The organism is Marinoscillum sp. HNIBRBA16962, assembly GCF_057801515.1.
The window spans coordinates 1,922,788-1,944,689 of the sequence record NZ_CM173603.1 but is presented as its reverse complement, the minus strand read 5'-3'; the positions used below and the strand labels follow the sequence as shown (position 1 = coordinate 1,944,689).

Annotated in this window: 18 protein-coding genes; 7 read left to right on the top strand and 11 right to left on the bottom strand. The window is 41.0% G+C overall.

Going from position 1 to position 21,902, the window contains the following annotated elements; translation table 11 throughout:
* Positions 1 to 21: 21 nt before the first annotated feature.
* Together AC3E9V_RS08270 and AC3E9V_RS08265 are read right to left on the bottom strand one after the other, a co-directional pair.
* Entirely contained in the window at positions 22 to 2,847 is a 2,826-nt protein-coding gene (locus AC3E9V_RS08270; RefSeq protein WP_488752718.1) for a tetratricopeptide repeat protein, read from the bottom strand.
* Between the two features lie 80 nt (positions 2,848 to 2,927).
* Complete coding sequence (locus tag AC3E9V_RS08265) at positions 2,928 to 4,883, bottom strand: acetoacetate--CoA ligase (RefSeq protein ID WP_488752717.1); 1,956 nt, start codon at positions 4,881 to 4,883, stop codon at positions 2,928 to 2,930.
* A 219-nt stretch (positions 4,884 to 5,102) separates the two neighbouring features.
* Here AC3E9V_RS08265 and AC3E9V_RS08260 point away from each other — a divergent pair, with 219 nt between their 5' ends.
* The gene (locus tag AC3E9V_RS08260) at positions 5,103 to 5,588 is read left to right on the top strand and encodes a DUF4494 domain-containing protein (protein WP_488752716.1); all 486 of its coding nucleotides are present in this window, start codon (positions 5,103 to 5,105) and stop codon (positions 5,586 to 5,588) included.
* Here the strand turns inward: AC3E9V_RS08260 and AC3E9V_RS08255 are convergent.
* Positions 5,585 to 5,833, bottom strand: coding sequence for a hypothetical protein (locus AC3E9V_RS08255; protein WP_488752715.1), 249 nt, complete (start codon positions 5,831 to 5,833; stop codon positions 5,585 to 5,587). The two genes, AC3E9V_RS08260 and AC3E9V_RS08255, sit on opposite strands and share 4 nt — an antisense overlap.
* 3 nt (positions 5,834 to 5,836) lie before the next feature.
* Positions 5,837 to 6,658, bottom strand: a complete 822-nt coding sequence (locus AC3E9V_RS08250) for a hypothetical protein (RefSeq protein ID WP_488752714.1) — start codon at positions 6,656 to 6,658, stop codon at positions 5,837 to 5,839.
* An 850-nt stretch (positions 6,659 to 7,508) separates the two neighbouring features.
* Here AC3E9V_RS08250 and AC3E9V_RS08245 point away from each other — a divergent pair.
* Both AC3E9V_RS08245 and AC3E9V_RS08240 read left to right on the top strand, forming a co-directional pair.
* Entirely contained in the window at positions 7,509 to 7,943 is a 435-nt protein-coding gene (locus AC3E9V_RS08245; RefSeq protein ID WP_488752713.1) for a hypothetical protein, read from the top strand.
* Positions 7,944 to 7,971: 28 nt separating this feature from the next.
* On the top strand, positions 7,972 to 11,106 hold the full coding sequence (locus AC3E9V_RS08240) for a cadherin domain-containing protein (protein WP_488752712.1): 3,135 nt from the start codon (positions 7,972 to 7,974) through the stop codon (positions 11,104 to 11,106).
* 162 nt (positions 11,107 to 11,268) lie between these two features.
* On the opposite strand, the gene AC3E9V_RS08235 is transcribed toward AC3E9V_RS08240, so the two are convergent.
* Complete coding sequence (locus AC3E9V_RS08235) at positions 11,269 to 13,011, bottom strand: family 43 glycosylhydrolase (RefSeq protein WP_488752711.1); 1,743 nt, start codon at positions 13,009 to 13,011, stop codon at positions 11,269 to 11,271.
* Between the two features lie 381 nt (positions 13,012 to 13,392).
* Here AC3E9V_RS08235 and AC3E9V_RS08230 point away from each other — a divergent pair, with 381 nt between their 5' ends.
* From AC3E9V_RS08230 to AC3E9V_RS08215, 4 genes are all read left to right on the top strand, one after another.
* Positions 13,393 to 14,100 (top strand): TetR/AcrR family transcriptional regulator, encoded by a 708-nt coding sequence (locus AC3E9V_RS08230; protein ID WP_488752710.1) that lies wholly within the window; start codon positions 13,393 to 13,395, stop codon positions 14,098 to 14,100.
* Between the two features lie 129 nt (positions 14,101 to 14,229).
* Positions 14,230 to 15,081 carry an ABC transporter ATP-binding protein gene (locus tag AC3E9V_RS08225; protein WP_488752709.1) on the top strand — a complete coding sequence of 284 codons (852 nt, stop codon included), beginning with the start codon at positions 14,230 to 14,232 and terminating at the stop codon, positions 15,079 to 15,081.
* Positions 15,078 to 15,776, top strand: coding sequence for a hypothetical protein (locus AC3E9V_RS08220; RefSeq protein WP_488752708.1), 699 nt, complete (start codon positions 15,078 to 15,080; stop codon positions 15,774 to 15,776). The genes AC3E9V_RS08225 and AC3E9V_RS08220 overlap by 4 nt, the downstream gene beginning before the upstream one ends.
* Positions 15,777 to 15,787: 11 nt before the next feature.
* Positions 15,788 to 16,417, top strand: a complete 630-nt coding sequence (locus tag AC3E9V_RS08215) for an ABC transporter permease (protein ID WP_488752707.1) — start codon at positions 15,788 to 15,790, stop codon at positions 16,415 to 16,417.
* A 193-nt stretch (positions 16,418 to 16,610) separates the two neighbouring features.
* On the opposite strand, the gene AC3E9V_RS08210 is transcribed toward AC3E9V_RS08215, so the two are convergent.
* The 6 genes from AC3E9V_RS08210 to AC3E9V_RS08185 form a co-directional block, all read right to left on the bottom strand.
* A complete protein-coding gene (locus AC3E9V_RS08210) occupies positions 16,611 to 18,071 on the bottom strand; it encodes a S41 family peptidase (RefSeq protein WP_488752706.1) in 1,461 nt (486 codons plus the stop codon).
* Positions 18,072 to 18,586: 515 nt separating this feature from the next.
* The gene (locus tag AC3E9V_RS08205) at positions 18,587 to 18,880 is read right to left on the bottom strand and encodes a type II toxin-antitoxin system RelE/ParE family toxin (protein WP_488752705.1); all 294 of its coding nucleotides are present in this window, start codon (positions 18,878 to 18,880) and stop codon (positions 18,587 to 18,589) included.
* Positions 18,865 to 19,092, bottom strand: coding sequence for a hypothetical protein (locus AC3E9V_RS08200; protein ID WP_488752704.1), 228 nt, complete (start codon positions 19,090 to 19,092; stop codon positions 18,865 to 18,867). Before AC3E9V_RS08200 ends, AC3E9V_RS08205 begins: the two co-directional genes overlap by 16 nt.
* A gap of 97 nt (positions 19,093 to 19,189) precedes the next feature.
* A complete protein-coding gene (locus AC3E9V_RS08195) occupies positions 19,190 to 19,348 on the bottom strand; it encodes a hypothetical protein (RefSeq protein ID WP_488752703.1) in 159 nt (52 codons plus the stop codon).
* A gap of 63 nt (positions 19,349 to 19,411) precedes the next feature.
* Positions 19,412 to 20,224: a hypothetical protein gene (locus AC3E9V_RS08190; protein ID WP_488752702.1), complete on the bottom strand. Its 813-nt coding sequence runs from the start codon at positions 20,222 to 20,224 to the stop codon at positions 19,412 to 19,414.
* A 198-nt stretch (positions 20,225 to 20,422) separates the two neighbouring features.
* Positions 20,423 to 21,535 carry a hypothetical protein gene (locus AC3E9V_RS08185; RefSeq protein WP_488752701.1) on the bottom strand — a complete coding sequence of 371 codons (1,113 nt, stop codon included), beginning with the start codon at positions 21,533 to 21,535 and terminating at the stop codon, positions 20,423 to 20,425.
* Positions 21,536 to 21,902: the final 367 nt, after the last annotated feature.

Genomic DNA, 21,902 nt, shown 5'->3' with positions numbered 1-21,902 from the left:
GAGCGGTTTGTGTTTTACTGATCAGGATTGTGCTTTCAGGATTTCTGATGGTTTCGCTCCAAACTTCTTCTCGAACTGCCGGCTAAAGGTCGTTACATTTTTCAGGCCAATACTCCTTGCTGCCTCTGAAGCATTTTTCACTTTCCCCTTTCTGATGAGGTATTCCACATATTTCATTCTAACTTCAGAAACGTACTCAAACGGGGTAAGTCCGGTAATCCTTTTAACCAGTCGGTAAACCTGTCTTTCACTGGCAGCCATCGCATCAGCCAAATCAAATACGGAGAGATTTTCGTCATCGATACGATCCATAACCAGTTGTTCCAGCTTGGCAAGGATATCCTTTTCCACTACCCCTTGTTGCTTTTTATCAAAAATATTGGCAAATGTGTTCCCCTGATTATTCTCCCATTTTTCTTTTTGCTGAAGTAGGTTATTAACCCTGAGAATGAGTTCTTTTTTATGGAAAGGCTTTTGTAAATAGTCATTAATCCCCTGAAAAAGAACCTTCTCCTGGTCTTTGTCTGAAATCCTGGCAGATACCACTAAAATCGGTATTTTACTAAACTCTTCATTTGCGTTAATAGCCTCTATCAGCTCAAAACCATCCATCCAGGGCATCATCAGATCAGAGATAATCAGATCTACTTTTTGCTTTTCAAGGATCTCCAGGGCTTCTATTCCATGTGCAGCTTCTACGACGTGAAAGTCATCTTCTAGGATCTGACGGATGTGATAACGTATTTCCGGATGGTCATCTACTAAAAGGACGGACTTTTTGTCTTCCTGATTGGGTAAACTGATTCCGGCTTTATCTTCCCGGTCCATTTCATCATAAAGATGTTTTCGCTCGGTGACATAGTCAGTAGTGGCTGGCTCAAAGGCCTCCATACCAGGCATATTAGCCCGGGGAAAAGTCATCTTAAAAGCAGTACCCAATCCCAGCGTGCTTTCTACCTCTATACTACCCCCATGAAGCTCCACCAGCTCTTTGACTAAAGCTAATCCAATACCAAGTCCTTCTCTTGACCGGTATTCGTTGTCTTTAGACTGATAAAACCGATCAAATACATAAGGCATACTCTCAGTTGGGATTCCATCTCCGGTATCGCTAATGTTCAACCGGACCTCCTCCTCGGTAGCATAGGCTTCAATCACTATCTTCTCCCCTTTAGCCGTATGCCTTATGGCATTGGAAATCAGGTTGTAAAAGATTTTTTCAAATTGTCTTGGGTCTATAGAAATCGTGTCATCTTTGGCCAGGTTATTAAAATACTCCAGAGAAACTCCTTTAAACTCAGCCGTACCTATAAACATTTCGGCTAGCATTTTGACATAGGATCCTAACCTGACCGGCTCCCGGTTGAGGCTGATCTTCCCTTCTTCGAGTTTGGTCAGATCACTGATCTCATCAGTCAGATAAAGAAGCCGTTTGCAATTCTTCAGACCTGTATCAAGGTTCTTTTTTGCACTGCTGGTGAGATATACATCATTATCTTCCTGAAGCAACTCCAGATTACCCATGATCAGGCTAAGAGGGGTGCGCAGATCATGAGATACATTTGCGAAAAATCTTGATTTCGCAGCATCCAGTTCACGCAGCTTGGTTGACTGATGTTCTATAAGCTCTTTATCGTGCTCAATTTTTTCTTTCTGGATTTTTATCTCTTTAAATAGCCTCTTTTCTACCAGGAAGGCCCGGATTGAAACGGCCGCTACAATCAGAAAAAGGATTACACCAACTACTGATAATGTGATGATGATCCTTTGACGAGCAATGATCTCCTGATTAAGCTCCGATTGTTTTCGTAAGAATTCGTTTTCTGCTTCCTGTTGCTCAATCTTGTACTGATTTTTAAGTTGCTCTATTCTCCTGATATTTTCTTCACTAAACAGCTGCTGATTTAATTCAGCATACATCACATGATATTTGAAGGCTTCCTGGTAATCTTTACTGTTCTCATAGATGTGACTGAGGTTTTCCAGGACATTCTTCTCATCATACCTGGAGTTTACTTCCCTGGTTATTTCTATGGCTTTAAATGCATTCTTTTCGGCCAGATCTATTTGCCCTTGAGACAGATAGATCTTTGCCAGGTTATTGTACGATACCGCGAGTAATCTGGGGGTATTGGTTTCTTGAATCCTTTTGATCAGATCCTGGTAATAGATTAGTGAGCGATCATACTCATTCATCAGCATGTAGACTTCAGCCAGGTCAATCTCTGCGGCCAGCTGACCATAGAGGTCACCCAGCTCTCTGCGGATATCAATGGCCTGCTTAAAGTATAACTCTGCCTGACCATACTCAGCAATACCTTTATATGATCGTCCCAGGTTCAAAAAACAGTATGCGACCATTCTCTGATTAGCCAGCGCCTGTGCCTGATCCAAAGCCTGGATGAAGTAGTTTATTGCTCCCTGAAAATTAGTTTGATACAGGTAAAGGTTACCCAGGTTAATGAGGGAGTAGCCTCGCTGCTCACCATCTCCACGCTCCTCAGCCAGACGAAGAGCCTCCAGGTACTTTTCAAAAGCTTTAGAAAAGTTACTCAGATTGCGATATGCAACACCCACATAGTTAATGGATTGTATTTCCAGGTGTTCAAAATTATTCTCGCGAGCAATGTGGAGTGCGGTATTTGCGTGATAAAGTGCCGAATCAGGACGGGAATCCCTATACGCCCAGGCCAGATCATTGTGAACTTCTACCCTCTTCCTGGCATCCTTTATATCAATATTTTCTAATACGGAATACAGGCTGTCTGTTTTGGATTCAAGCTGGCCATACACGACCACCCCAACCATAAAAAGGGAGAAAGCTGTTACAGCTCCTTTCAAGCTCATGTGTCTAAATTGCTGTTGGAAAGCTAAATCTAATCAAACGTATCCATATGATAAATAGGCAGTTAACTCTTTTACTCCTGCTATGTAATGGTATGTGCATACTCCTCAAAAAACTGAAGAGACTCCGGATTTTTCATAGCCCCGGGGTTAGCTGCTTTATCGATGGGTTTGCCCTGTAGAATTTTCTTTACCGGGGCTTCCATTTTTTTTCCACTTATGGTATAAGGTATCTCCTCCACTACCACAAAAGCGTCCGGTACGTGCCTGGGTGTAAAATCAAGTTTAAGCTGATCCCGAACCCGCCTTTTTAATTCACTTGTAAGATTACAACCATCATTCATCACTACAAACAGGGGCATGAAGTGACGCCCCCCGTCCAATTCGATATTTACCACCAGGCTATCTTTTATTTCTTTTATTTTACTCACAGACTGGTAGATCTCTGCAGTACCTATTCTGATTCCATGCCGGTTTAGTGTAGCATCAGACCTCCCTTTGATCACCAGGGTATTTCTGGAAGTGATCATAAGCCAGTCTCCGTGTCTCCATACCTCAGGGTACATTTCAAAATAGCTTTCCCTGTACCGACTTTTGTCTGGATCATTCCAAAAGAATACTGGCATTGAAGGCATGGGTTTCGTCACTACCATTTCGCCTACCTCATCCGTTACAGGATTTCCTGCTTCATCAAATGCATACATAGCACACCCTAAGGCTCTTCGCTGAATTTCGCCTTCATAAACAGGCTCAGTAGGGCAACCACCCACAAATGCCGAGCATACATCAGTACCTCCGCTCATGGAAACAAGCCAGACATCTTTTTTAACACTTTGATAGACCCAGTCAAAACCCTCAGGAGGAAGAGGTGAGCCTGTACTGCTGATCGATCTCAAAGCACTTAGATCTAAGGTGACTCCGGGTGATATGCCCGCCTTCATACTGGCAACAATAAAAGGTGCACTGGTGCCGAAATGTGTGATCTTTTGCTGCTCCGCAAATGACCAGAGGGTATTTAAATTTGGATAAGCAGGGCTACCGTCATAAAGCACAATGGTAGCTCCCGCAAGCATCGTTGCCTGCACGAAATTCCACATCATCCACCCGGTAGTGGTAAACCAGAAATACCTTTCGCCTGGTTTCACATCATTGTGAAAACTGACGTATTTCAAGTGCTCAAGCAGCACGCCTCCCTGAGAGTGAGTAATAGCTTTGGGCTGACCCGTGGTTCCTGAAGAATAAAGGACCCAAATAGGATGGTCGAAGGAAACAGGCTCAAAGTGTAGTTCATGTCCCGTGTTTAAGGCCGCCTCTTCCCAAAGCACACCATGCTCCAGAAAACGTTTCTCATCTAAATAAGGGATCTGTATGACTTGCTCTAAAGTAGGTAACTGAGAAATAATATCCGAGACAACCTCTACTTTAGAAAACGATTTTCCTCCGTAGCTATATCCATCCACAGTGATTAGCACTTTTGGCTCGATCTGTTTAAAGCGATCAACCACACTACTGGCTCCAAAATCAGGCGAGCAGCTGGACCAGATAGCTCCGATGGCACATGCCGCCAGAAAACCAATGGTAGCCTCCGGAATATTAGGAATGAAGGCAACTATGCAATCACCTGCTTCCACACCCATAGACCTGAAATAATGAGCGAGGCTGGCCACTCTCTTCTCCAGCTCTTCCCAACTGATCTCAATAGCAGGCTTCTTTTCACTACCGAAAATAATAGCTGGAATTTTGTCGCTTTTCTTCCTGAAAATATGCTCAGCGTAATTGAGTTTGGCTCCTTCAAACCACCTGGTGTCTGGCATGGGGTCATCCGAATGGATAAACTGATGGTCGCTGTAGGTTTTTACCTCAAAGTAATCGAAAACAGACTTCCAGAAAGCCTTGGTATCGTCTACAGACCAGGCCCACAGCTCATCATACGAATCAAACTGAAGACCATACCGGTCCTTCAGCCAATTGGAATAATGGGTAAGATTAGCATCAGATTTAAGTTGCTCCGTAGGGGTCCAGAGTACGTTTGGGTTCATGGTGTCGGGGTTTTGCACAAAACTATATAATCGGACTTAAGTGTACTTAATCTTTGTAGATTTCCGTGACAATTGCCAAAAAACACAAATTAATAACAGGCTGTAGCTTACAATTTTCATTGGCGGTATACAGATTAATGAAACTCATCTCGAATCATTTCCAAAAGCCATTTGGAAATATATCTTTGCAGCCCCATAAACCTTAAATCAAAATTTAAAATGAAAGTTTGGTACTCCTGTAAAGTAAAGCATAATAAAGAACTTGAAGACGGCATGCTCAAACAAGTAACAGAAGCATTTTTGCTGGATGCAGTCTCTTACACCGATGCAGAATCTCGTATGTATGAGATTTGCGAGCGAGATATTTCAGGAGAGTTTGCCATTACTCAAATCACTAAAACCAATATTGCCGAGGTGATCACCGAGGAAGATTCGGATCAATGGTACAAAAGCAAGGTAGTTTATGCCACCGTGGACGGAGATAGTGAGAAAGAGGTGAAAATAAACACCTACCTCCTGGTAAATGCCCCAAACGTGAGGGATGCATACGATAAGATAGAGGCTCACCTAAACTCCATGCTGGTACCTTATGAAATCCCATCGATAGCATTGACCAATTTTCTGGAAGTATATCCATATTCTGCTGAAGAAGATAAGATTCCTGCTAATCTGAAACCCATTTCAGAGGTAGAAAAAGAAGATTAACGGAGCTTTTTGATCCAGAACTCAGCCTCTCGCTGAGTTGCTATTTGTTTCTGAACCTCTTCTGATTTAAGAATATCGCTGGGTTCGCCTTTGGAGGTGAAGTGCCACTCACCACAGTCATCACACTGATAGACTGATATGGGCCCACTACCCTCCCGAAAGTGAAACCTTCCTCTTACTTCAATGAGAGCTCCTTCAGCCAGAGCCTTGGAAGCGTATCCGACCTTTCCTGATATGCACTTCATAAATTAGTTATCCTCTTCGTCAAGAAAATGGTGTCTTGTAAATACATTACGAGGTGTGATCTTATAGGTTTCCTGCTGGTCCCCACTCAGATACTGGATGATTTCCATATCGTCATGCCCGAATATGTAGATATTCATTTCTACATTAAGGTTGAGGTTATGAGTAAGCGCACGTTTTAGAAACCCCCAGGATTCTGTCATCCTCTTTCGTTCCTTCTTGGTAAGGTTGGTAGTATGGAGTGAAACGGAATTCGTAGAAATGTAACTTTCATGAAGTCTTACTTCTATTTCAGCTGCGGTTTGCCTGTTTTCACGCAACACCTGATTATACATATGCTTGGTGAGTAGTTCATGATTCTCAATAGCAAGAAGGCTTGACTTCACAGAATCGACGGTGATATCATAGCTATAATACTTCTCTTTCAGCCACTGATCGCTCACCTCCAGCACTGAAAAAAGTAGTGTATCATAAATCACCAGGGGATATATATCTACAGGTATCATCAGCATGGTAAAATTCTGATGCTCCGTGAAATGTTTTACATATATATCTATATCGTCACCGACTCTGACATCTTTCCTTTTGAGTTCCAGGCTTTCCACATTGATATGATGCCCCTGTTCGAGGAGGTACTTTAAAAAGATCCTGGATGTGGTAAATTTGTGAACGATGTCCTCAATATCTTCCAGGTGATTTTCCTGGATATATGCTTTCATGGATTCGCCAACTTCCACTACATCTTCTGACAGGCCAAATTTTTGTGCTGAAATAGAGAAGCAAGAACATAGGAATATTGCTACAAAGATTATACTCCGTACAATCATTAAATCTCGGTTGGGTGGTTACTAAGGTCTTAATGCTGTCAGTCAGCTGACCAACAACTTCAAAGATACAGAAACTTCCGAAAGTCTAGTGTCGAGTCAAGTGTGCTGTTTGGGGTAAGTTGCAGTTATTTTTTGTTCAGACAAGGCGGGGAATATGCGCATAGCTGTAGCTATGTAAGTATTTCTCAACGTAGTATGAACGAAAAAGAACAAAGCTTGGTCCTGATAAAGCATGCTTGACTTGACACTAGTTTATTCTTGAAATGTTAAAACTAGTGTGGTGACTCTTAAATAAGGATACTAATTCATGCCATCACTAAGTTGATGAAATCCTTGTTTTATAAGTAAAAAAGCAGAGTGTTGGCATGAATATTAGTTTACTTTATTAGTAATCGTGACACTAGTAGTCCTCTGCCAGACTTGATCCCAAATAATTAACTGAGAAGATTTACTTTCGTACTTCTATGCTATGTTTTCCAGCACATGTGGATCCTGATCATAAAAAGCAATAATAATATTGGTATCTAATAAACTACTACCACTCATCTTTATCTATCTGTTCACAGCTTTCTTTTATTGCTTCATCCATTGCTCGTAAATCTTCCGAAGAGATGCTGCACAAGAGTAACTTCCATGCTAGTGGGATTTTGCACTTGTACCTTCCCTACTTCAGGCCCCTGGATAGGATTCTCTAAGGCAAAAACACAAAATAGATCTTACCAAGACATTCGGATCGTATACCAAGAAATCCGGTCAGTTCACCCATTAAAATTGCTCATATCCAGCTTAAACTCAAAATTTGAGCGTACACAGATAGTTCGTTTTGCTAATCCGCTTAAACCGAAATACTATGATAAAGCTCAAATTGGTTTTTCTTTTTTTGATGGCCAGCTCCATCTTTTTTCTGCTTTCATGCGCCGAGTACGGCTGTACCGACCCTGAAGCCCATAATTATGATGAAGACGCTGAGAAAGGAGACGGTTCATGTACTTATCTCCGAAAATTCTATGCTTCATACGAATACAACGGATGGATTGACGTGTGGGTAGAAAAATACTCTCTCGAAGATGAACCTGAAGAAGGTAATACGCTGGAATATGAGGGAAGAATAGAATCCTTCATCTCCGACCTCCAGGAATGTGAAATGGTAGCAAGCGACAGTGTCCTGTTTATCGACCGGGCTCCGGGAGAATACTACTATGAGTATGAAACTCAGGAGGGGTCTTCCTATGGATATTATGTCGAATTCAGAGAGGAAGCCTGCCGAATGTTCAAGATCTATTAATCAAAGACTTTAAACGAATATGATACTTATGAAAAAAATTTACATCATTTTCCTTTTAGCATCAACCGTACAAATTGGTTCGGTTGTGGCGCAAACATGTGATGGCATCACCCGCCTGACTACAAACACCGGGACCATTGAAGATGGAAGTGGTTCCGGTGTTAATTATTCGAATAGTTTGAGTTGCAGGTGGGTAATCAAACCTGCAGGTGGTGGCCCGATAAGGATCAGCTTTGAAAGCTTTGAAACAGAATCAGGATATGATTACCTGAGGATCTATGAGGATACCATCAGCAGTGAAAATCTGATTGCCGAATTATCCGGTGACGAAATACCAGGTAACATACTATCGTCTGCAGATTCGGTCTATCTTCACTTTACTTCTGATAACATTTATACTGATGAAGGTTGGGAATTAAGCTATGAAAGTGGCTTTACCAACAATGCTCCATCCATTGATGATCAGTCATTCAGTATCAAAGAGCAAAGCCTTTCCGGCACTGTAGTAGATACCATAACAGTAAATGACTCTGATGGGGACCTGATACGCTTTGAAATTATTTCCGGAAATGAGGATGGCTTTTTCTCCCTGGGTGAAGAATCGGGAATCATTACGTTAGATGAAGAAAGCTCAGAGCTGGATTTTGAAACACAACCGACTTACACCCTTACTGTGCAGGTATCAGATGGTCTGTCTACAGCAGAGGGAACTATAACCATCAATGTGCTGGACATAGATGAGTCGCAGGCCCCTCAGATTGAAGACCAGCAATTCACCATTTCTGAAAACACTCCGTTTGGAACTCAAATCGGACAAATAATAGCCACTGACCCTAATGACGAATCCCTGACCTTCACTCTCCTGAACGGATCCGAATTCGTTAGTTTATCTTCTAATGGTATTTTATCTACCAGTAGTTCGAACCTTGATTATGAAAGCAATCCTCAAGTCACATACAAGGTAGGAGTAGCAAGCGAAGAGCTTTCAGCCAGGGCCGAAATCACTATTAATCTTACGGATGTAGGCTGCTCGGATAATACATTAACGGAAGCTTCAGGAACTTTTGAGGATGGTAGTGGAGATGCATTGTATGAGAATAACAGTGACTGTAGCTGGCTTATTGAACCCGAAAGTGGAGGCCCTATCAGATTAACATTTAATTCCTTCGCTTTGGAGAATAATTATGACTACCTGACCATTTACGAAGGTACGGACAACACCGGAACGGTGATAGCGGAGCTTACAGGAAGTACAATTCCGGGATCCATGCCAAGTAATGCGGATGCATTATTCATTGAGTTTACCTCAGATGGAAGTATCAATAGACAGGGCTGGGAAATTAGCTATGAGACCGACTTCACCAATGCTGACCCTGTGCTGGAAAACCAAACCTTTGGGGTACTGGAGACCAGCGACGAAGCTGAAACGTTTGCTACCGTGGATGTCTCAGATAGTGATGAGGATTACTTGCAGTTTTCTATTGTAAGTGGAAACACGAACGATGATTTTCTATTGGATGCTGAAACAGGAGAACTCCAAATCAATCCGGATAATGGCAACCTACTGGATGCTTCAACACTCTCAGAATATAATCTTGTGGTAGAAGTTACTGATAATATGGCTACCGTATCAGCTACTATAACGATCAATGTGATTGATGACGCAAGTGCAGGCACCCCTACTATAGAAGAGCAAACCTTTGAGGTTAGTGAGAACTCTATTTATGGAACCTCCATAGGATTTCTAACTGCCACTGATCCGGACAACCTGGAACTAACATACACCATATCGAGTGGGAACTCAGGAGGAGAATTCGAATTAACTGAGACGGGTGAACTATCCGTCAATACCAGCTCACTGGATTTCGAATCTACGAATATGTACTCATTTGAAGTAACCGCCAACAATGGGGTGAATACCAGTACTCCTGCTACCATCACTATCAACATCACGGATGTTGGATGTACAGGAGCCACCTTAACAGCTAACTCCGGTACATTCAGTGATGGAAGTGGCGCTGCACTATATGACAACAATTCCGATTGTGAATGGCTGATCCAGCCCGAAGACGGTGGACCTATAGAATTCACAATCAACTCCTTTGAGACAGAACAAAATTATGACCTTGTGAAGATTTATGCAGGGACTGATGACTCAGGTGATCCGGTAGCAGAACTTTCCGGAGATCTTGCCTCAGTTGATCCGATTGTAGTGGAAGCTAACAGTGCATTTGTAACATTTACATCTGACGGATCCTCTATCGATCCGGGATGGGAAATCAGCTACTCCTCGATAAACTTCGCACCGGAGGTCTCTGATCAGAGTTTCTCAATAGATGAAAACTCTGAAGTTGGTACGGAAGTCGGAACGGTAGTAGCCAGTGACCTGGATGACCTTACCTTCTCGATAACGGATGGCAATCAAAGTGGTGCATTCGCGATTGGGGGAACTTCCGGAGTTATTTCAGTAGCAGATCAGGAAGAGCTAAACTTTGAGGTTACAACTACATACACTTTAACTGTGGAAGTTTCAGATGGTGAAACTACAGTCAGCGCAGAAATTACGATTTCTGTACAGGATGTAAACGATGCTCCTGTTATTGAAGATTTCACCTTTTCAGTGGATGAAAACTCACCTCAAAATACACTTGTAGGTACTGTAAGCGCTACGGATGAAGATGAGGATGACCTGAGTTATTCGATAACCAATGGTAACGATAATGATGCTTTCTCCATAGAATCCGGTTCGGGGGACATCTTAGTTAATGACGGCTCTTTTCTCGACTTTGAAGCCACTACTTCCTTCACATTAACAGTTGACGCTTCGGATGGAGACTTAAGTACTTCAGCCCAGGTAACCATCAACCTCAATGATGTAGATGATCCGGTGCTAAGTGCAGCTTCTCCGGAAGAGACTGTAAAATACTTCCCCAATCCGGTAAAAGATAAACTAACGATCCATTTAAAAGCAGGGGGTGGAGAATATATCCATGTAAGAATTACTGATCTGAGTGGGAAGACCTTGAGCAACCTATATGAAGGTAAGTCAAAGGGTGACTCATTTGACCAAAGCTTTGATATCAGTGAACTCCCATCCGGATTATATCTGCTGATGATCAACGCTTCGGATGGAAGAATGACCTATAAGATCTCTAAGAAATAAAACCTATTTACGATTACTAATTAGCAAGCAGTGCAGTGGGGGGCCAGGCCCCTCGCTGCTTTTTTATTTTGCTATGATCATGTCTTAACCTCCGGATCCTAACAATTTCACCTCCATATTAAGAGATATGAAAGAAAATTCTCCCTGAACCCCCAAAATAGATTACTGATCATCTACCACTACACTTTTCTCACCTACCCCATTCTCATTGAAAGCTTCTATTGCGTAGAAGTATTTTTGATTTTTACTGAGTGACCTTATTATTACTGTAGTGTCTCCATATACCTGGTAGGTTTGATATAGTTTGTCGGGAGTAATACCATACCGGATGTTGTAACCGATTGCATCCAAAGCTTTTGACCAGCTTAATTTCACGATTCTGGAGTCTGCACTGTCTCTTTGCACTTTTAGGCCAGTTACTTTTTCCGGTTTTTCTCCATTTCCCTTACCGAACACCCTAAGTCCACTGATCGCAAAATACCCATCCGGGACTTCAATATTGGTTATTTTAACATACCGGCCCTCGGTTGGTTCGTCAAGCGGCAGGTACTGATGTGAGTTATCGGTAGTACTTTGTGATTGATCTACAAGTTTGTTCCAGTTCTTCTTGTCAGCAGAGTACTCCACAATATATCTATGGGACCTATCATCAGACCTTCCAAATAGTTTGGTGTTGTGTTCTGCAAAGTTGATTTGAAGCGCATACATCGTATAACTACCTCCAAGATCAATTAGCGCATATTCGTTTATGTTTCCACTTTCAGCAGCCCAATAGGACCGAATATCTTCATTTACCATGTTACCAGGTGGAAGAGAGTCAATTACTGAAGAGACTTCTACGTCTTTTTGATAAGAGATCAGCATCCAACCTGGAAAGATCTCATCGCCGCTGTTTATCTTTTTCTCAGGCAGGATTTGCGGGTAATCCCCAAATCGTGTATCGGTGTAGAGTAGTCCATCTTCATCGAAAAACGCAGGCCATATTCCCAGCCTTCTTTCAAACATATGTTTTTGAGAAATAGTCATTGTGCCGATGTGCCAATAGTTGCCATATCTGTCCTGGAAGGTGTTGCCATGACCAGCACCTGCAGCAAACCCTTCCGGTTTGTACGCAAATGGATTATGAGCCTGGGGTTCAAAAGGGCCCAGCGGATCTTCCGAAACATATACGCCATCGCTATAGCTTTTAAATTCAGTGCCTGGACCGGAATATTGCAAATAATACTTGCCATCGTGTTTATTCATCCAGGCTCCTTCAATCCACGGAGCCTGTCCCGGGATGGTGTTATAATCTCCCGGAACTTCCCAACCAAATTCGTCAGGATTTTGATGCTTGAGAACAGTGGGTTCACCAACAAAAGCAAAGTCTTTCTTATAATCCAACTCCACACCATAAAGAGGGTTGACATTGGAACAGCCCCAGTAGAGGTAGAGCTTTTTATCATCGTCCATAAATAAAGCCGGGTCCCAAACAGGTGTTTTCAGTTCTTCTTTGGCTACTTCCCATTTTCCAGACAGTGGGTCTTTCGATCGATAGATTGTGCTTTTTTCGTTGGATGAGGCGAGGAAGTACAAGGTATCACCGATAGGAATCGCTGTTGGAGCATACTCCTCTGTCGGGATCTCATCGGTTTCTATAAAACTCCACTCATTTAGGTCTGCTGAGTGCCAATAGCCTCCTGATTTGGAAGCAAACAAATAGTAGCGATCCCTGAACCAAACTACCGTAGGATCAGCTGCCTCACGTCTTGAGGGCTCTTCCAATTGAAACCGGTAATTGATATCAAGTGGGTTGATAAAGGTTGTTTCCTGTATTGGCTGAGGTTTCTCCGATTTCTCTGTTTGAGTGCAACTGAATAAAATGATACAGAAGAATAGGTAAAAAAATGGCTTGACAGAGATCATAAGTTTGTTCATTGAAAATGGGAAATCAGGATAAAGATATTGCATAATCCAAACTTAATGCCGTTTAGTTAAGCTCCTTTTATCCCTCTCTTGGAGAGGGCGAAGGGAGAGGACGTAGGAGAACCTGCTTAACTAAACGGCAGTGAATCCAAACTCATCGCTCATAATTTGTGTAATTCAAAATAGATTGATATCCGGAGGCCAGATAATTGAGTCAGGTATACTTTTATCACAGTCTTTGACCTTCAGTCTACCTAACTCTAATCTGACCACACAAAAACGCTCTCCAGGCTCTCTCCAGACACAAGTAAAATATACTTTCAAATAAAATGACTACATAGTCACATTTGTTCATTACATTTGTGACCAGCTAGTCACAACATGCCAAAACCGACATTCTTAAACCTGAAAAATCCAAAAAGGAAACAGATCACTGACGCTTTTCTACGCGAATTTGCGATCAAATCTTTTGATGAAGCTTCTTTAACGGTGGTAGTGAAACAGTTAGGAATTGCCAAGGGAAGCGTTTACCAGTACTTTGAGGATAAACTGGACCTGTTTATGTATTTGATCCGGGAATGCTCGGCAGTTAAGATGAAATATGTAGGCACGGTCAAGCGAAATGATTATCCGGACTTTTGGGCTTATTTCAAGACGTTATATGAACGTGGGTTTCAGTTTGACAATGAAAATCCACTGGAAAGTCATTTCCTGCATAACCTTGCTAACAACCTCAATTCGCCCTCAATCAAAAACCTTTATCAGGATATGCTGAATCAATCGGTTCTGGCTTTTGAGCAAATGGCTAAGGACGAAATTGAACTGGGTCTTTTTCGCAACGATATTTCTCTTAAAACCATGGGGTTTATGCTTTACAAGGTAGGGCTAAGTATAATGGAGCACCTGGAGTTTTCAGGCATTATCAACCCCGGAGAAAGTATTCAAAACAATACTCCTGTCTATCAGGGAAAAAAGCAAGAGTTGATACAGGTAGTGGATGATTATATCCGATTGGTAAAACCTGCATTTGATAACCCAAATTATGCATTAGAGCATAATTTGCCCAAAGGGCAGACGATCCCGACATAAAAGTCGGGATGTCTGGGTTATCCTGACAAAAATTTCTAAATAGGAAATTTTTCGTCATTACTCAATAGAATATTTTGTTTTGAAAATGAAAATATTCTATTGAATAATTCGGGATAAATCGTAAAAAAAATGATACAAGTAGAAAACCTGGTGTTTCAATACCCAAAGAACGACAGCCCTACCCTGAAGGGGTTGAATTTTGAAATTGACAAGGGGGAGATTTTTGGTTTCTTAGGGCCATCTGGTGCGGGAAAAAGTACCGCTCAAAAAGTACTTTATAAAATCTACAATGACTACCAGGGGTCTGTAAAAGTGGACGGTAAAAACCTCGGAGAATGGGATAAGAAATATTTCGAAAAGATCGGAGTAGGCTTTGAGTTACCCAATCACTACCTGAAACTAACTGGCAGGGAAAACCTGGAGTTGTTCGCTTCCTTTTACCAAAATGGAAAACAGAAAGACTTTGAATCGTTGTTTGAAATGGTGGATCTGGCAGACGCTATGAATAAGCCAGTGGAAGCATATTCAAAGGGCATGAAAATGCGGCTGAATTTCATACGTGCCATTCAGCATAACCCGGATATTTTGTTTTTTGATGAGCCTACCACAGGCCTTGACCCGGTAAATGCGCATAAGATCAAGCAGCACATTCTAGACTTAAAAGCCAGGGGAAAAACCATTTTTGTTACGACACACAGTATGGAGACAGCTGATCATATTTGCGACAGAGTTGCTTTCATTGTGGACGGGAAACTGGAAGCAACCGACACTCCCGAAAACCTGAAAAGTCAATATGGAAAAGAAGCCCTAAAAGTAGAGCTGATAAATGGACAGTCCGGTGAATTTGCCTTGCATAACCTGGGCAAAAATGCTGGCTTCCACGATTTTATCAGGCAAGATGAAGTAAGGCGGATACATACTCTGGAAGCGACCCTGGAAGAAGTATTTATTCAGGTAACCGGTAAATCATTGAAATCATGATCACATTTTTCACACATCTGAAATGGGAGTTTGTCCTTTTACAAAAGAACAACATCATCACTATCAGCTTTGCGGTCACTTTCATATACGGGATTATCCTGTTTTTTCTGAGGGATACGGGCAACCTGGATAAGTTTCTGGTAGCACTCGTTTTAATGGATCCTGCAGTTATCGGTTATTTCTTTATCGCGCTGGCTATCTATATCGAAATAAAACATGGTATCCTGGAGGCTATTTTCGTGAGTTCTTTGAATGTACATGTGCTACTCACCACACGGATCCTGTCTCTGTCTATCATTGGTACTGTTTGTTCTTTGTTAATGGCTTTTTCTGTCAAAGGGCTGGACTTCCATATACTGGAGTATAGCATCGGTTCTTTTGGTGTTTGTTTGCTTTCTGCCCTTCTTGGCCTTATCATGCTTCCATTGGCTTCAGAATTCCTGAAATTTGCATTGATCTCCATCCCGGCTTTTTTGTTATTCGTAAACATACCACTGGCAGCCTACCTGAATATCCTGGATCTGGGACCGCTACGGTATATTTTTCCGGTGCAAGGTAGCATAGACCTGATTGATTTTGCGGTAAGTGGAGCTGTGATCCACCACGGATATGCGTATGTTTCGATCATCTTTTTTACGCCGGTTCTTTACTATGTCGCCTACCGGTTATTTCAACGAAAAATTGTTCAGCAATAAACTCCAATACCATGCAGAAGATCATCAAACTGGCTTTCACCGATTTCAAACTTATTTTCAGAGATCCTTCTCTTTATACATTCCTGGTTTTGCCCACGTTGCTTTTTGGTTTGATTGTGTGGGTGGTGCCCTACCTGGTCGAGCGATTTGATTTCCTGGAGCCTTACATCCCACTCATGCTGGTGGTATGTGTTATCGAAAATACACAGATGTTTTGCTTTATCAGTGGCATGGTGCTTATTGACGAGAAGGAAAACAATGTAGCGGAAGTGTATGGGGTCGTTCCACTTTCAAACCTGCAGTATATGGTAAGCCGGTTTTTATTCCCGTATCTTTTTACGGTATTGCTGAATATCATCCTTTTTGTTGTCCAGCCTTTTTATCATTTCAGCTGGATCAGCAACATCACGATATCCCTGCTGGCTGCACTTGTAGTGCCTTTGTACGCTTTGACACTCAATATTCTTGCTAAGAACCGAATGGAGGGGCTTGTATATATTAAGGCGCTGAATATAGTGGTATTGATTCCCCTGATTGCCTTTTTTGTTCCGGAGGATTGGGCATACTTTTTTGGCGTGATACCTACTTACTGGGTTTTTGAAAGTGTGGAAAATGCAACAAAAGGGCTTTCAGCCGGATGAATGACAGGAGTAGGATATTTGTTATTTATCCTCCTGACCTGGCTTATATCCAAAGTGTTTATCAAAAGGCACTTTGTGTGAACATGGAGCTTTCAATTTTATGACACTTAACAAGCTTTTGGGGACGGTAGCACTCAAGAATACTCGATATTTAGCAACTATTGAGAGGTTGTGCATACATTATTACCACACGTTATTTCTTACTTATTTCCTGCACTACATAATCCAATTGACTGTCTTTTCCATCTATTAAGTCGTTTATTTTTAGAGCGATTTCAATATCAGGTAATATTCCACTCCCTTTTGGGATAGAATTATCAAGAACATATTTATCAATTTTTACAAATGGCATCCGTACCATTATTTCCGAATTTGGAAGTTCGTATAAGGCAGAATATTGAGCCGTATGGAAATAATAGCCTCCTCCAGTCTCTTCACCTACAAGAGTTATATTTTTGTCGTTCTTAGTACTCAAAGCAAAAGCACTAGCTGCAGAAAATGTATTGCCTCCAATTAGAACATATACCTTTCCCTTAAATGTTTTTTTATATGGAATCATTTCAGCCTGAGCATGGTCTTCTGTTAATATCCATCGCCCATCCTTTTTTTTAGCCGAAGCAAAATACATTTCAAAGAATTGAGTATAATCAGACATTGTATGGATAATATATTCTTCGTGAGGAAGCATATTTGTAATAACACTTTCTGATATTCTTTGCTTAAAGGGTTCATCCGTTAAAAAAGCGTACAGGTTAATGGCGTTGATTCTGTATCCTCCAATGTTTTGCCTTATGTCTATAATAAGATTAGATGCTTTTTTCTTCTTAATTTCTTTAAATAGATCAATCAGCTTTGATTTAAATTCTTGAGGGTCTAAACCAAATGAGTTCACCGTTAGTACTGCCGTATTTATAGAGTCTATGTAATAAACATATGGCCACTTTTCAGCTATTCTGGTTTTAAAGTACTCCATGCCATTTGCATCCTGGTGGTATGCTGCAAAATGAGAGTTCCTGTTCGGGTATCTGTTACCTATGCTTTCAAAGGATTTTGGAGCAATTTCAATTGTTTCAACTTCACCGTCTGTGGTCTTGTATTTTACAGAATAGCTTTCTTTACTTCCATATTCGTAATAGTGAAGTATGCCAAACTCCTTTTCTATTTGGAGGTATTTTTTCGTTAGGTTGAAACCATCTGATGGTGCATACTTCAATAAGTCTATTAGAATAGTTTGAGTAGACTTGCTATCAATAGACATTATTTCAGAGCCCAAAGGAATACCAAAATCATCTGTGTCGGTATAGAGTTTTCCACCTATGAATTTTACCAGTACTGGAAACATATTAGGTAAAGTGTCCATTTTTGGATGAAGAATGCTTAGGTGGCCATCTTTTACATGATCAGCCACGGCTGAAATAGATTTAAATAAGTCATTCGATGTTTTTACATCTTTTATTTCCTTTTGCTCAAACGTGCTAAAAATACTATCCCATGTAGTCCGTGAAGTATATTCATACAAGCTTGGATGTCCATTTATTAAGATTTCTTTGAAAATTGTATAATCCTCTAAAACCTGTTCACTTGACAATCCTTTCTGCCCAAAAATTGAAAGTGGGAGAAGTAGAATGATTGGTATGATACTGTATTTTTTCATAATGTGTGGTAACGTCTAACTATCACCGTAAGCTGGACCGGGTCCGTAGACTTTTCATCCCGATAGTTATCGGGAGCTTATGGATGATAGGGCTTGTGTCCGTTGTACAACTCAGATTTCTCCTAAGCGGTCAATCTACCCTACCCAAAAACCCAATTAAAAAGCTTTTGGGGACGGTAGCAGCTTGTTATAGTCGAAGTTCGATGGCGTTTCCCAACGTCCATCTTCGTCAAAGTTCGATAGCAATTTCCTTATTTCTGGAGTCATAATCATTACCTCCAACGCCCGGATAGAGCGAGTGGCCCTCCCGGTTCTATGAAAAACTAAAGTAGCTAAATCTGCCGTGTGATGCAACTGGCAAGTTCGCAGTGCGCCGAGAAAGAGAAAAAACCTTCGCTCTGTACCGGATAGAAAACACCTGATTTTCCCAGGGCAGATTTAGTGGTCACTTTAGCAGAGAAGATAGCGATGAAATGCTTTAGGCCATTCGGCTCTATCCAGTGTTAGATTTCGTTCTACAAGCCGGTTGAGTCTGGATGTTGCCTGGTATCCCAAACTCTTAAGATCTGAATTTCATCGGTTTCAATCCGATAGAAAATTTTGTAATCTCTCACGATTTTTGAGTACACATTCCGGTAATTCGTTCGTGCTCCTAAGTTCGGAAAGTTGGAAATGAGCTCAGCAGATTTTTCGAACAGCCGTTCGAGTTTTTCAGGGTAGATGTCCGATTGGTTGCGCTCAAGCCAATACTTGTAGATATTTGTTCGGTCAATAATAGAGCGGGTTGTCCACCTTATTTTTTTAGCCATTTCTTAACCAGTTGGCTTGCTTCTGAGTTTGAATAAAGATTTCCAGCTTCAGCATCTGAAATTCCTTCGTCTATGGCGTTCTTTTCAGGTTCGGATAGTTCATCCAAATGTTCAATTTCGTACTCAAGTTCAACTGCCTTCAATAGTTCATCCAAAAGGCGTGGATCATTGATGCTGTTTACCCGTTCCTTAATTTTTTCCTTAATATTCATTCCATAAAGTTAAGAAGTAGAGATGACAGTTGCTAGTGTACCGAAATGAAATCTAACATCAGGAAAAGTATCCCTGTAGCAGGTCCAACCTTTTATATTATCTACCATACAACTTACCAAAACCTACCCTTAAATGCAATTGGCTTATCCTGGAAGTCATGTCCATGCGGAGCGCAAGGCGTTTTCCGCTTACCGAAGCTCTTCCTGCATAGCGTAGGGTACCGTCTCCCTCACCATCTCCATAGTCTGTGACCACAGAGACCAGCTTTTTTGTACTTCATGGACTGACCTGTGAGGCCACAAGCCAGGGTGAAGGATTTTACTCGGAGATGATCAGTTTCATATCATTCGGGATTAAGGATAGACGTTCTAAAACGAGGTTCTTTATTTCAATAGGCATATCTTCCTTAATAAGTTGTCTTTTGAGTTCCCCTTTTCGATTAAATACCTGAAATCCATAATAATACCCCTCGCCTATTTTAAGTACAGATATCTTCTCGATAACTGTCTGATTTCTTGAATGCATCTCGACATAATATTGCCCTTCCTTGATAGGAAACTTCCTATTTGTTATTCCCTTATATTCGTTTGGAGGTATTTCTGGATAATGGGCAGTTAACATCTTAGCCTTTTCATAGTTATCCAATGATATGACTGGTTTATCCAAGGTTTCCACTTTGTAACAATTGCCTTGAATCATATCGTAATCAAAAAGCACTATTGATATGTTATACAAAGGGTAATTAAAATTATTATCGATTTGAATTAGAAACTTTGGTTGGTGATTTTGAACAGCAAATTCTCTCATATCTAAAAAAGGAAATGCATCTCCTCCTGTCAAAAAGTTCTGAATGTATTCAGCTTGATTCGCAATTTTTGTACTTTGATTGATTATTGTACTAGTCTGATCTTGGATTTTGGAGTCTCTTTCTTCGAGGGCTTTACTTAATTCATTCCTCTCCCTCCTTATCTCCTTAAGTTCATTTTTTAATTGGATATTCTCTTCTTTAGTAGTACCTATTATATCAGATTTGTCCTTTTGGGAACTAATTGATTGTCCAACAGCAAGCAATATTGCTCCAATACCACCTAAAAAAATTAGTATTAGAGAAATAATAGTTAGGAGGTTCATTTTAACGTTCATTCAACTTTATAAAAAATCATGAAGTATAATTCGCACCCTCAGAGACATTTAAAGATAACGTTTAGCTAAGGTGAGTGTGTCCTCCCTCACCTCAGCAAATGACATTGAAGATAGCTATTTGCTCTGAATTTCCAGATAACAGAAAGACACATTCACCATTGGTATCGCCTTTTATATTCATTCACCTCATTTTTCCTCACTCGTGATTTGTAGCAGTTTCTTTTCCAGTTCTTCCATTCTTTCGTCCTGCAGTTCCATCTTCTCTAGCAATTCTATCTGATAAAGTGTGAGCTCTTCAATCTTCTTCAAAAGTCGCATATTCATATCACCAAGATCAATCCCGTTCTCTCCAATTTCACTGGCTGAAGGAATTTCAGGAAGATGTTTGTTTTCTGCAAAATATTCCTTCGTTTCTTTTAGAGTTCGGAGTTCGTAATCAGGTTCAAAAACATAATCCGGTACGCTGATATCAGCTAGTACTTTTACTTCAGTCGCACGAATTTGTCCATCAACTGAAAGTTTTGATTTTGGATCAAGAGTTCCAATACCTACAAACCCGTTCTTTTTTATTGTTAATCTCGTTTGAGGGTAGTCAGTTAAGCCAGACGAAACAGCAAATCTGAAATTGCCTGTTGTCGGGTCTAGCCTAATTTCAGATGCATATCCATTTGGGTTAAGATCAGTTGAACCAGAACCTTTGCAACCAAACCCTAAGACTTCATGGCCTCCATCATGAAATGTAAATGCGCTACCAATCTGTAATTTTTCTTCCGGAGACGTTGTTCCAATTCCAATATTTCCGTCATGTCGCAGCGTTAAGCTTTTATTGGTTGAATAACCGATATCTAGATTGGCATATGGACTGTTATCTCTAGCTGTGAAAAACCAATCTGAGCCCGCATGTGTAACAGGTGCAAGGAACAAGCGTTTTATTTCTACCTCAGAACTTGGTGCTCCTGTGTGATCACTATCTCCAACTTGGAGAGTGGCATTGGGATTTGTTGTGCCGACACCTATGTTTCCACTAACAAAGAGACTAGAATTTTGGCCACCGTAACCTATAAGCACTGGCTGGCTTGTATTATAGTTAAGATATAATTGGTGAACCGATGAATTCTGATGGTGTTTTCCATCAATGTGACGAACTTTCAAATGATAATTTCCCTCTCCGCCAACATTAACATGCCCGTTTATTGTCACATCGTCAGACGTTGTTAGGGTACTACCATTATCATTCCATTGAGCTTTTGTACTGCTAAATACAAAGACAGCTAGTAATAGAAATATTATTTTTTTCATTTTGCTAAATTATGATCTTGGTGAAATTGAATATAACACTAAAAATAACCCGCAATAGCGCATATTTACCGTATAGCTTTATATTATCTGCCATACAACTTACCAAAATCCACCACTAAATGCAATTTTCGAAAATGAAATGAAACCTGGGGTTATGGAGTTCTCTCATATACAGCATATGAAAGAACCATCTATTCCGAGCTTTCACTTCTCGGCACACCGCACTCGAACGGGACGGGAAGTTTGTGAAATCTTCACCATGCACAATCTTGGCCAACCGCTATCAGCTGCTTGCCGGTCAAACCCGACAGATCATTTGCTGGAGGTATCAGATTACTTTTTACTCGCATCAGATTACTCCAATCCT

Coding starts and splice junctions, on each gene's coding strand:
- AC3E9V_RS08190 (WP_488752702.1), bottom strand. CDS start 20,224: ATGAACCTCCTAACTATTATTTCTCTAATACTAATTTTTTTAGGTGGT.
- AC3E9V_RS08240 (WP_488752712.1), top strand. CDS start 7,972: ATGAAAAAAATTTACATCATTTTCCTTTTAGCATCAACCGTACAAATT.
- AC3E9V_RS08220 (WP_488752708.1), top strand. CDS start 15,078: ATGATCACATTTTTCACACATCTGAAATGGGAGTTTGTCCTTTTACAA.
- AC3E9V_RS08230 (WP_488752710.1), top strand. CDS start 13,393: ATGCCAAAACCGACATTCTTAAACCTGAAAAATCCAAAAAGGAAACAG.
- AC3E9V_RS08255 (WP_488752715.1), bottom strand. CDS start 5,833: ATGAAGTGCATATCAGGAAAGGTCGGATACGCTTCCAAGGCTCTGGCT.
- AC3E9V_RS08215 (WP_488752707.1), top strand. CDS start 15,788: ATGCAGAAGATCATCAAACTGGCTTTCACCGATTTCAAACTTATTTTC.
- AC3E9V_RS08200 (WP_488752704.1), bottom strand. CDS start 19,092: ATGAATATTAAGGAAAAAATTAAGGAACGGGTAAACAGCATCAATGAT.
- AC3E9V_RS08245 (WP_488752713.1), top strand. CDS start 7,509: ATGATAAAGCTCAAATTGGTTTTTCTTTTTTTGATGGCCAGCTCCATC.
- AC3E9V_RS08265 (WP_488752717.1), bottom strand. CDS start 4,883: ATGAACCCAAACGTACTCTGGACCCCTACGGAGCAACTTAAATCTGAT.
- AC3E9V_RS08185 (WP_488752701.1), bottom strand. CDS start 21,535: ATGAAAAAAATAATATTTCTATTACTAGCTGTCTTTGTATTTAGCAGT.
- AC3E9V_RS08210 (WP_488752706.1), bottom strand. CDS start 18,071: ATGAAAAAATACAGTATCATACCAATCATTCTACTTCTCCCACTTTCA.
- AC3E9V_RS08250 (WP_488752714.1), bottom strand. CDS start 6,658: ATGATTGTACGGAGTATAATCTTTGTAGCAATATTCCTATGTTCTTGC.
- AC3E9V_RS08260 (WP_488752716.1), top strand. CDS start 5,103: ATGAAAGTTTGGTACTCCTGTAAAGTAAAGCATAATAAAGAACTTGAA.
- AC3E9V_RS08270 (WP_488752718.1), bottom strand. CDS start 2,847: ATGAGCTTGAAAGGAGCTGTAACAGCTTTCTCCCTTTTTATGGTTGGG.
- AC3E9V_RS08235 (WP_488752711.1), bottom strand. CDS start 13,011: ATGATCTCTGTCAAGCCATTTTTTTACCTATTCTTCTGTATCATTTTA.
- AC3E9V_RS08205 (WP_488752705.1), bottom strand. CDS start 18,880: ATGGCTAAAAAAATAAGGTGGACAACCCGCTCTATTATTGACCGAACA.
- AC3E9V_RS08225 (WP_488752709.1), top strand. CDS start 14,230: ATGATACAAGTAGAAAACCTGGTGTTTCAATACCCAAAGAACGACAGC.